The organism is Candidatus Cloacimonadota bacterium (genome assembly GCA_011372345.1).
Classification (GTDB): domain Bacteria; phylum Cloacimonadota; class Cloacimonadia; order Cloacimonadales; family TCS61; genus DRTC01.
The window spans coordinates 1-10,332 of record DRTC01000379.1 but is presented as its reverse complement, the minus strand read 5'-3'; the positions used below and the strand labels follow the sequence as shown (position 1 = coordinate 10,332).

General features: G+C 37.9%; 12 protein-coding genes. All 12 read left to right on the top strand.

All coding sequences use genetic code 11. From position 1 onward, the window contains the following. Positions 1 to 152: 152 nt before the first annotated feature. Positions 153 to 1,976: a hypothetical protein gene (locus ENL20_07385; protein HHE38381.1), complete on the top strand. Its 1,824-nt coding sequence runs from the start codon at positions 153 to 155 to the stop codon at positions 1,974 to 1,976. Further along, positions 1,931 to 2,812 carry a hypothetical protein gene (locus ENL20_07380; protein HHE38380.1) on the top strand — a complete coding sequence of 294 codons (882 nt, stop codon included), beginning with the start codon at positions 1,931 to 1,933 and terminating at the stop codon, positions 2,810 to 2,812. Before ENL20_07385 ends, ENL20_07380 begins: the two co-directional genes overlap by 46 nt. Positions 2,813 to 2,887: 75 nt before the next feature. Next, complete coding sequence (locus ENL20_07375) at positions 2,888 to 3,100, top strand: hypothetical protein (GenBank protein HHE38379.1); 213 nt, start codon at positions 2,888 to 2,890, stop codon at positions 3,098 to 3,100. A gap of 127 nt (positions 3,101 to 3,227) precedes the next feature. Further along, positions 3,228 to 4,082 carry a sulfurtransferase gene (locus ENL20_07370; GenBank protein ID HHE38378.1) on the top strand — a complete coding sequence of 285 codons (855 nt, stop codon included), beginning with the start codon at positions 3,228 to 3,230 and terminating at the stop codon, positions 4,080 to 4,082. Positions 4,083 to 4,196: 114 nt separating this feature from the next. After that, positions 4,197 to 5,081 (top strand): FAD-binding protein, encoded by an 885-nt coding sequence (locus ENL20_07365; protein HHE38377.1) that lies wholly within the window; start codon positions 4,197 to 4,199, stop codon positions 5,079 to 5,081. Then, entirely contained in the window at positions 5,068 to 5,451 is a 384-nt protein-coding gene (locus ENL20_07360) for a (2Fe-2S) ferredoxin domain-containing protein (protein ID HHE38376.1), read from the top strand. The genes ENL20_07365 and ENL20_07360 overlap by 14 nt, the downstream gene beginning before the upstream one ends. Before the next feature lie 148 nt (positions 5,452 to 5,599). Continuing rightward, positions 5,600 to 7,390: an NADH-quinone oxidoreductase subunit NuoF gene (gene nuoF, locus ENL20_07355; GenBank protein ID HHE38375.1), complete on the top strand. Its 1,791-nt coding sequence runs from the start codon at positions 5,600 to 5,602 to the stop codon at positions 7,388 to 7,390. Positions 7,391 to 7,395: 5 nt separating this feature from the next. Then, positions 7,396 to 7,755: a hypothetical protein gene (locus tag ENL20_07350; protein HHE38374.1), complete on the top strand. Its 360-nt coding sequence runs from the start codon at positions 7,396 to 7,398 to the stop codon at positions 7,753 to 7,755. Positions 7,756 to 7,758: 3 nt separating this feature from the next. After that, the gene (locus ENL20_07345; protein HHE38373.1) at positions 7,759 to 8,688 is read left to right on the top strand and encodes a CBS domain-containing protein; all 930 of its coding nucleotides are present in this window, start codon (positions 7,759 to 7,761) and stop codon (positions 8,686 to 8,688) included. Positions 8,689 to 8,892: 204 nt separating this feature from the next. Further along, positions 8,893 to 9,234, top strand: a complete 342-nt coding sequence (locus ENL20_07340; GenBank protein ID HHE38372.1) for a serine kinase — start codon at positions 8,893 to 8,895, stop codon at positions 9,232 to 9,234. 15 nt (positions 9,235 to 9,249) lie between these two features. After that, positions 9,250 to 9,993 carry a PHP domain-containing protein gene (locus ENL20_07335; protein HHE38371.1) on the top strand — a complete coding sequence of 248 codons (744 nt, stop codon included), beginning with the start codon at positions 9,250 to 9,252 and terminating at the stop codon, positions 9,991 to 9,993. After that, positions 9,965 to 10,332, top strand: a 368-nt coding sequence (locus ENL20_07330) for an ATP-binding protein (protein HHE38370.1), incomplete at its 3' end; no start/stop codon positions are given. The genes ENL20_07335 and ENL20_07330, both read left to right, overlap by 29 nt.

Below are 10,332 nucleotides of genomic sequence, written 5' to 3'. Positions count from 1 at the left end.
CAACTCGGATACACAAATGTAAAAAACCTGAAAGGTGGTTACAGAATCTGGTTAGATCCTGATGCTCCATTGGAAGAAGCTCCAAAGAGTTCTGGTGGTTGTGGTTAAAAAATAAAATAAAGGCTAAAAAGCCAAAAAAAAGGAGAAAAAGTGTGAAAAAAAGATGGATGTTAATAGTTGTTATGATAACAGCTATTTCAGCTCTGTTTGTTTTTGGATGCAAAGACGAAACAGAATTACCGACACCATTCGAGCTATTGAATGATTATTTAACAGCTAGTGGAATGGATCTCGGAACTTTATTAACTGATTGGATCATCGCTCCTGATGTTCTTCATGACAGTCGAACTGACTATTATGTGATGGACATCAGAACTTCCGATAAGGACGGAAACGGAATTACGGATTATTATGATGGTCATGTTCCCGGTGCAGTTTTCTCATCACTTGGATCGATTGTTACAGATGCACAAGCCGCAAATCCTTCAGATCCTATAGTTGTTGTTTGCTACACAGGTCAATCTGCAGGACATGCTGTCATGGCTCTTCGTCTTTCAGGATTTGAAAATGCAATGGTTCTGAAATGGGGAATGAGCGGCTGGCACAGTGATTTTGATCTATGGACAGGAAATACTGCTCAACTCGATCATGCCAGTTGGATCGCTCCTCCTGGAGAAATTGTAGCTGCGGAAACTTTTAACTATCCGACTATCAATACAGATCTTACATCTGGTGCAGCAATTCTTGCAGAAAGAGTTAATGCTATGTTAGCAGGTAATTTTCAGGGTATTATGCCGATTGATGTTTTAGATAACACTACTGATTATTTCATCAATAATTACTGGGGTGAAGCAGATGTTACAACTTATGGAAATATCAATGGTGCTTTTCGTATTAAACCTTTAGTTCTTTCCAATCTCGATCCGAGTGGAACAGTTGTAACTTATTGTTGGACCGGTCAGACTTCCTCCATGATTACTGCTTATCTAACTATTCTTGGTTACGAAGCAAAAAGTCTGAAATTCGGATCTAATGGCATGATTTATGATAATCTCCCTGCAGACGGTCATAAATGGTCAGCATCTATGGATTATGATTATGATACATCCGATCCGACTCTACATATCCTGACAACTTATATGAATGAAAACAGCATGACAATCGATGACTTATTTACCGGTTGGATTATCGGACCGGATTCATTAGTTCAAGTCCTGGATGATAACTATGTTATGGATATCCGAACTAGTGATAAAGACGATAATGGTACGATCGATTATTATGACGGTCATGTTCCTGGCTCAGTCTTTTCATCATTAGGAACTATCGTCGATGATGCAGTAGCAGCAGATAAACCAATCGTTGTTGTTTGCTACACAGGTCAATCTGCTGGACATGCTGTCATGGCACTTCGTCTTTCCGGATATCCTGATGCAAGAGTTCTGAAATGGGGAATGAGCGGCTGGCACAGCGATTTTGATCTCTGGACCGGTAATTGTGCTCAATTTGATCATGCTAATTGGGGTCCTGCTCCGGGAGATATTGCTGCCAATCAAAACTTCAATCCACCCATGATTGATTCGGATACAACTGACGGTGCTACACTTCTGGCGGAAAGAGTTTCTTATATGCTGGAAAACGGTTTCCAGGGTGTTCCCGGTCTTGATGTTTTAGATGCTCCAACCGATTATTTCATTAATAATTATTGGGCTGAAGCAGATGTTATTACTTACGGAAATATCCAGGGTGCTTATCGTATCAAACCATTGGTTCTGGATAATCTCAATGCTTCGGAAACAGTTGTTACTTATTGCTGGACAGGACAGACATCTTCCATGATGACTGCTTATCTGACAATTCTCGGTTACAATGCAACCAGTCTGAAATTCGGAGTGAATGGAATTATCTATGATGATCTGACCGGACATAAATGGGTCGCATCAATGGATTACGACTACGATATATCAAATCCTTAATTTATTATTTGGGGCAGGATATCAATTCCTGCTCCTTTTTCAAGTTAGGAGAAAATATGCGAAATATTTTAATTTCAATTTTACTGATAAACCTGTTTCTTCCTTTGGCTGTTCATGCTCAGGGTTGCATGGATGCTTCTTCCGATGAAGGAGTGAATGTCGTTGGTTATCTCCAAACCCAATATCAATATTTTTTCAAAGCAGAAGATGATTCCTCTCGATTTTATTTTAATCGAGCCAGAATGGGATTTGTTGGAAATATTCCCTATGATTTCAGTTATTACATTATGTTTGAATTCAGCCCTTCCAAATCAGGTGCTCCCTATCTTCTCGATGGATTTATAACCTATTCCAGACTTGCTCCTTATGTAAAACTTTCCATGGGAAGATTCAAATCTCCCCTCAGTTTGGAATTGAATACTCCCTGCCAGGGACTGCACACGATCAATCGTTCATTAATTGTCAATGATCTGACTACACCAGGAAGAGATATTGGCTTGATGTTGAATGGTGGAATCGAGAAAATTGCTAAATACTCATTAGCATTAACAAACGGAACCGGAGTTTCAAGCCTGCAAAACACAAAAAGTATGGCATTAACAGGAAGGTTGACTTTTGATCCGATTGAAATGATAAGTTTGGGCGGAAGTGCAAAATATGCGATAACTCTCGATACATTAATGGAGAAACAGAATTACATTCGATATGCTGGAGAATTTCAGTTCAAATATTCTGATCTGTTAGTGCAGGCTGAATATCTTCAAGGAAAAGGTTTTGTTCCTCCTTCCTCTGATTCATCAGGTTCATCTGATGGAGGAGATGGCGGCGGAGGTTGACGCGCAGAAACAATATCAGTTGATATTGATACATGGGATTTAGAAAAGAGTGGTTTTTGGTTGCAGGCATTGTACATGACTCCTTGGAATCTGCAGCCTGTAGTCAAATATGAATCTTATGATCCTGATCTAGATACCGAAAATGACAAACAAAGCATTATTACTTTCGGAATGAATTATTTCTTTAATGATTGGACCAGATTGCAGTTGAATTATCTCTACAAAGCAGAAGAAACTTTCGAGATTTCCAACGACGAAATTCTGATGCAATTACAGGTGAAATTTTAGATCAGGCAAGACTCGATGCGCATCGAACAAAGAGAGCGTGCATCGAGGATTACTCATCAGGAGATCATCCTCGGTTCACACTTCTTTGCGAGCCAAGTTCAATCAAAATAAAAATAGGAGAACCAAAATGAAGAAAATATTTGGAATCTTGGTCATTCTTGTCATCACATCGCAACTGATCTTTGCTGGAATCATATCAGCTAAAGATCTGGCAAAACTGGCAAAAAGCGGAGATGTTGTAATCGTTTCTGCTCGCCAAACATCTGATTATAGCAAGAAACATATCAAAGGTGCAGTGAACATTTTCCATAAAGACCTTTATCAAAAAGATGGAATCAGTGCAATGTTGAAAAGTGCTGATGAAATTGCGAAGATATTTGGAGAAAAAGGGATCACAGAAAACAGCAAGATCGTTATCTATGATAACGGCAAAGGAAAATTTGCTGGTCGGCTTTACTGGATTTTCGATTATCTGGGTGCTAAAGATGTTTCCATTTTAGACGGTCATATCAAAAGTTGGCAAAAAGCGCGTAAACCAGTAACTCCGAAAGCAACGGAAATCACTGCAGCAACTTTTATCGCATCTCCGGATGAAAACAAGATCGCAGATATCGATTATGTCAAAGCCAATAAAGATAAAGATAATGTGATCTTGCTCGATGTTCGCAGTGCAGATGAATTTAACGGTGTTGATGAAGATAAGAATATCTCTCGTAAAGGTCATATCCCTGGAGCTATCAATTTAGAATACAACAATGTCCTGAACGAAGATGAAACTCTCAAAACCAAAGAACAACTGGCAAAATTGTTTAATGATGCCGGTATAACTTCCGATAAGGAAATCATCCTTTATTGTGCTTCCAGTGTAAGAGCGGGAATCGTTTATATGGTTCTGACATCGATCTTGGATTATCCGAATGTGCGTGTTTATGATGGTGCTTATTACGAATGGAACGCAAGTGAATCAAATCCGGTCGAGTAGTATATTTTGGCAGGAGTTTCAATGCTCCTGCCTTTTTTGGAAGAAGTGATGAGAATAAACAATCGAGTTTGTTCTGATCTCTTTTTCTAAAAGGTTTTTAAGGAGTTATGATTAATGGAAAATAAAAAAGTCGGTTCTGTTCTGGTCGTGGGAGCAGGAATAGCCGGAATTCAGTCTTCACTTGATCTGGCAAATTCAGGATATAAAGTATATCTTCTGGAGCAGACACCATCTATCGGTGGAACAATGGCTCAGTTGGATAAAACATTTCCTACCAATGATTGTGCTATGTGCGTGATGTCTCCGAAATTAGTGGAATGCGGAAGACATCTGAATATCGAGATCATCACCAATGCCGAACTGAAAAATGTAGTTGGAAATGCCGGCAATTTCAAAGTAGAAGTAAAAAAACATCCCAGATATGTCGATGAAGATAAATGTACAGGTTGTGCAGCCTGCACTCAGCATTGTCCGGTAACTGTTGCTCTTTATCCGATTGAGAAAACACCTGTCATTCTCAAACCGGATGATCAGATAAAAGTAGATGCAATTTTGGCAGAACTTAAAGATAAAAAAGGTAACCTGATGCCTATACTTCAGAGTATTAGCAGTGAATATAATTATCTTCCTGAAAAAATCCTGAAATATATCTCGCAGGAACTCAATATTTCCTTAACAAAAATATATCAGATAGCTACTTTCTATAATGCATTCAGCTTGCAGCCGAAAGGGAAATATACCATCAGTGTCTGTTTTGGAACTGCCTGCTACATAAAAGGAGCAAACAGGATCCTGGAGGCATTTGAAAGAGAACTTGGTGTCAATATGGGAAATACGACCAAAGATTTGATGTTCGGACTCGATACGATTTCCTGTTTTGGATGTTGCGGTCAGGCTCCGGTAGTAACTGTAAACGATGATATTTACGGTCATTTTAAAGTCACGCAAGTTCCACGGTTAATAAAGAAATACAGGGAGGATGAGAATGCCAAAAATTAAACCTGAAGATTTAGCAAAAATTGCGGAAAAGGTAAAAAGAACAATGATCCTGCGTGAAGGAAGCGGACGCGCAAAGATCATGGTTCACATGGGAACATGCGGAATTGCTGCCGGTTCACGAGCTATTATGAATACATTAATGAAAGAAATCGAAGATCGAAAATTAACAGATATTAATCTAACTACATCAAGTTGTGCCGGATTATGCAGTCGCGAACCGATGATAACGGTTGAAATTCAAAATCAACCTCCAGTAAAATATGTGGATCTCACACCTGAAAAAACGAAAGAAATATTTGATAAACATATTCTTGGCGGAAATATCGTAAAAGAGTATGCACTTGCTTTTGGGAGTGAAAGAGTTCCGTAAAAGGAATTATCCACCTGGAAATTAAAATTCTTTATTAAATATTTAAGTATTTTAGATATTTAGTATTTTAGATATTTAGTATTTTAGTTATTTAGTATTTTAGGTTTTTTTATATTTTAGATGTTTTGAATTTTAGGAGTTTTTAATTATGGCTTATAGATGTAATGTGTTGTTATGCACCTGCACGATGTGTGTTTCTGTGGGAGCATTGAAGATCAAGAGCAAACTTGAAGAAGAGATCAAGAAGCACAACCTGGAAAACGAAATACAGATAATTCCAACAGGTAGCAGCTGGCTTTGCACAAAAGGTCCGACCTTGATCGTTCAACCCGATGATGTTGTTTATCAATTTTTAAAAGAAAAAGATATTCCTCATCTCGTGGAAGAACATTTCCTCAAAGGAAGACCGGTCCATTCCTTGATGTATCATCATCCGGAAACATTATATCCGATTGAAAAATTGGAAGATATTCCTTTTTACCATTCTCAAAGATTGATCGCTCTCTGGAACAGAGGAATAATCGATCCGGAAGAAATAGATGAATATATTGCCCGTGACGGATATAATGCTTTAGCCAAGATTTTACAGAATATGACTCCGGAAGAGGTAATTCAGGAAGTAAAGGATTCCGGATTACGAGGAAGAGGTGGTGGAGGTTTTCCAACCGGGAAAAAATGGGAATTTTGCAGGAATACTCCAGGCTCTCCTAAATATTTGATCTGTAATGCCGACGAAGGAGATCCAGGGGCTTTTATGGATCGTTCGATCATTGAAGCAGATCCGCATTCTCTGCTCGAAGGAATGTTGATCGCTGCTTATGCCATTGGTGCGGAAAAGGGTTATGTTTATGTACGAGGTGAATATCCTCTGGCGATCAAAAGATTAAAAAGTGCGATCAAAAAATCAAAAGAATACGGACTTCTCGGGAAAGGAATTTTCGGCACAGATTTTAATTTTGATCTGGAAATATTCAAAGGTGCCGGGGCATTTGTTTGTGGAGAGGAAACATCTTTGATCCATTCGATTGAAGGAGAACCGGCAGAACCCAGACAGAGACCTCCTTTTCCGGTAGTAGAAGGTCTTTTTGGAAAACCGACAAATATCAATAATGTTGAGACTTTGTCGAGCTTACCAAGAATAATTAATTTTGGAGCAAAATGGTATGCCAATATCGGAACGGAAAAAAGTAAAGGGACAAAAGTCTTCTCTCTTGCCGGGAAGATAAACAATGCCGGACTGGTGGAAGTTCCAATGGGAATAACATTACGAGAAATGGTTTATGATATTGGTGGTGGAATTCCAAATAATAAAAAATTCAAAGCCGTGCAAACAGGCGGACCTTCCGGTGGAGTTATTCCGGAAAGTATGCTCGATCTGGCAATAGATTATGAACGACTGCAGGAAGCTGGAGCGATTATGGGTTCCGGCGGAATGATCGTCATGGATGAAGATGATTGTATGGTGGATGTTGCCCGTTATTTTATCGAATTTACCAGAGATGAATCCTGCGGAAGATGTAATTCCTGTAGAGAAGGTTTGGATGCGATGTATGAAATCCTGACCAATATCTGTAATGGCAATGGAAAAGAAGGAGACATCGAATTTTTAGAAGAATTAGGGAAATCTATTAAAATAGCCTCCTTATGTGGTTTAGGAAAAACTGCTCCGAATCCGGTTTTAACTTCGATCCGTCATTTTCGAGACGAATATGAAGCTCATATCAAAGACAAAAAATGCCCTGCCAGATCTTGCGTTGCTCTCATCAAGTATTCGGTTATCAAGGATAAATGCACGGGTTGTTTTGTTTGTAATATGAAATGTCCGACAAATGCAATTTCCGGAGAAAAGAAAAAACCTCAGATAATCGATCAAAGTAAATGTATTAAATGCAGTGTTTGTTCGGAAGTGTGTAAATTTGATGCAATCAAGGTTGAATAATTATGATGAAACTTAAAGAAATAAAAGAAATTCTGGAAGCGGATGTTCTTTCCGGAGAAGATAAACTGGAAACAGAAATACAAATTGGCTGTTCGTCTGATCTAATGAGCGAAATTTTAGCTTTTGGAAAACCCGGTTCAATTCTCTTAACCAGTCTGTTGAATATTCAGGTTATTAATACTGCAAATGTAGCTGATATAAGAGCAGTTTGTTTTGTTATGGGAAAACAACCTGAAGAAAGTATGATAAATTTGGCTAAAAAAAATGACATTGCGATCTTAAAGACAAAACTAACAACTTTTGAAAGTTGTGGTCGATTATACAAAAATGGTCTAAGAGGTTGTGACTATAATAATTTTGAATAGAAAATGAACAACAGAAGAATAACATCAAAAATCCAGGAATTGACCTACGAACTTAAAGTTCAGGATGTAATGACTAAAAATGTAGATACAATTAATTCAATAATGCCGGTTAGTGCTTTAAGAGATCTTTTGTATAAGAAACGGATTTCGGGAGTTCCTGTTGTAAATGATGATAAACTGGTTGGTCTGATCAGTATGGAAGATTTTATTAAATGCCTGGAACATGGGGAGATGAATGCTTCTATAGAAGATAAAATGACTAAAAATATCATAACACTCTATGCTGATGAGCCGCTCGTTCATGCTGTTGCCAGGTTTGATGAATTCGGGTATGGTCGATTTCCTGTGATATCAAGAGATGAAAAAAAATTAGTTGGGATTCTGACGAAAAGTGATATCATCAGGGGTGTTCTAAAAAAATTAGAAACTCTTTATGCTGATGAAGAAGAACGAAGATATAGAGCCAGCCATATTTTCAACGATGTTATTGCCGACGAGGTTTTTTTTAAATTTCAATACTTTATAGAAGGTAAAAACTTCGATAAAGCCGGAGAAGCTGCCACCGGATTAAAAAAAACACTTTATAGACTCGGTCTTTCTCCGGAAATAGTTCGCAAAGCAGCAATTTCGACTTATGAAGCAGAAATCAATATTGTTGCTTATACTGATGGTGGAGAAATTATTGCTTATCTGGAACCTCATCAAATTAGAATTGTGATCAAAGATAAAGGACCCGGTATTCCGGATGTTGAGAAAGCAATGCAACCCGGTTTTTCAACTGCTCCCGGCTGGGTAAGAGAATTAGGATTCGGAGCTGGAATGGGACTTCCTAATATAAGAAAATTCACTGATAAAATGACTTTAAGATCAACAGTAGAGAAAGGAACAAGATTAGTAATTATTATTAAACTCAGTAATTATCGAGATGAATAATGAAAACCTCACCTTGATCCTCTCCTAAAAGGAGAGGAAAATTCGTAGTTCGGAACTTGTTTCGGGATCCAGCTTTCCTAAGAGGTAGTGTTGATAAAGCCAATATTCTCCTTCACTTTTTAGGAGAGAATTGTTGATGAAGTCAATTTTTCTCCCTCTCCTTTCAGGAGAGGGCTGGGGTGAGGTTTAAAAAGAGGAAATATGATCAAACTGAATGATATTGTGCAAAAACTTAATTTAAAGGTAGTTTCCGGTAATCTTGAAAGAGAAATTAGTGCAGGTTATTGCAGCGATTTGTTAAGTGATGTTATTGCCAATGCTCAAAAAGATAATATCTGGATCACTTTGCAGACTCATGTGAATATCGTGGCAGTTGCAAATTTGCAGGATCTTGCCGGGATCATTTTAGTAAATGGAAGAGTACCGGAGGAAGCTACTTTAAAGAAAGCAAAACAGGAAAATATTACGCTGATGTTAACAGAATTGCAGACTTTTGAAATTGTGGGAAAACTTTATGAATTAGGAATTCACGGGAACAAAGGATGATAAGGTTGCTTCAGGATGCTCAAAAAAATCAAAGCGGACTTGCATATTCATACTTGCCTATCTCCTTGCGGAGATCTAGGAATGATGCCGACTTTGATCGTAGAAAAAGCAATTTCAAAAGGATTAGATGTGATCGGTATTTGTGATCATAATTCTTCAGAAAATATTGGAGTTTTTAAAAAAGTAGGAGAAAAGAATAATTTGAAAGTTCTTGGCGGAATGGAAGTTACATCAAAAGAAGAAGCGCATCTTCTGGCTCTATTCGATGATGACAAAGATTTATCCGAACTGCAGGAAATTGTTTATGAGAACCTGAAGGGTGAGAATAATGAGGATCTTTTTGGATATCAATTAGTCGTCAATGAACAAAATGAGGTTATCGATTTGAATAAAAAACTGTTGATTGGGGCAACTGAACTAACAGTCGATGAAATTGTCGAAATTATTCATTCCCTGAACGGACTTGCTATTGCTTCTCATGTTGACAGGGAAAGATTCAGTCTGATCGGTCAGTTAGGATTTATTCCTGAAGGATTAGCTTTAGACGGTCTGGAATTATCAGCAAGATATACTTATGGTAAAAAGGAGCTTGATTTTCCGATGTCATCCGGTTTTCCTCTCGTCACTTTCTCCGACGCTCATTATATCGATGATATTGGAAAGGCTTCCACTACTTTCTTGATTGATGATATAACCGTAAATGAATTGAAGAAAGCATTAAAGAATCAAGATGGAAGATCTATCTTTGCATATACTTGATGTGGTTGAGAATTCAATTACAGCAAATGCTTCCAAGATCATCATAAAAATTAGGGAGGAAAAAGAAAAAGATTTGCTTGTAATCGAGATAAAGGATAATGGTAAAGGAATGAACGAAGAAACTGTCAAAAAAGTACTCGATCCATTCTACACAACCAGAACAACTCGAAGAGTGGGATTAGGACTTTCTCTATTGCAGCAAGCTGCGAAAGAGAGTAATGGAGATTTTGAAATCAATTCAAAACCGGGTGTTGGTACTGAAATCAAAGCAAGTTTTCAAGACAGTCATATAGATCGTAAACCAATCGGAGATATGAACAGTACCATTGTTACTTTGAT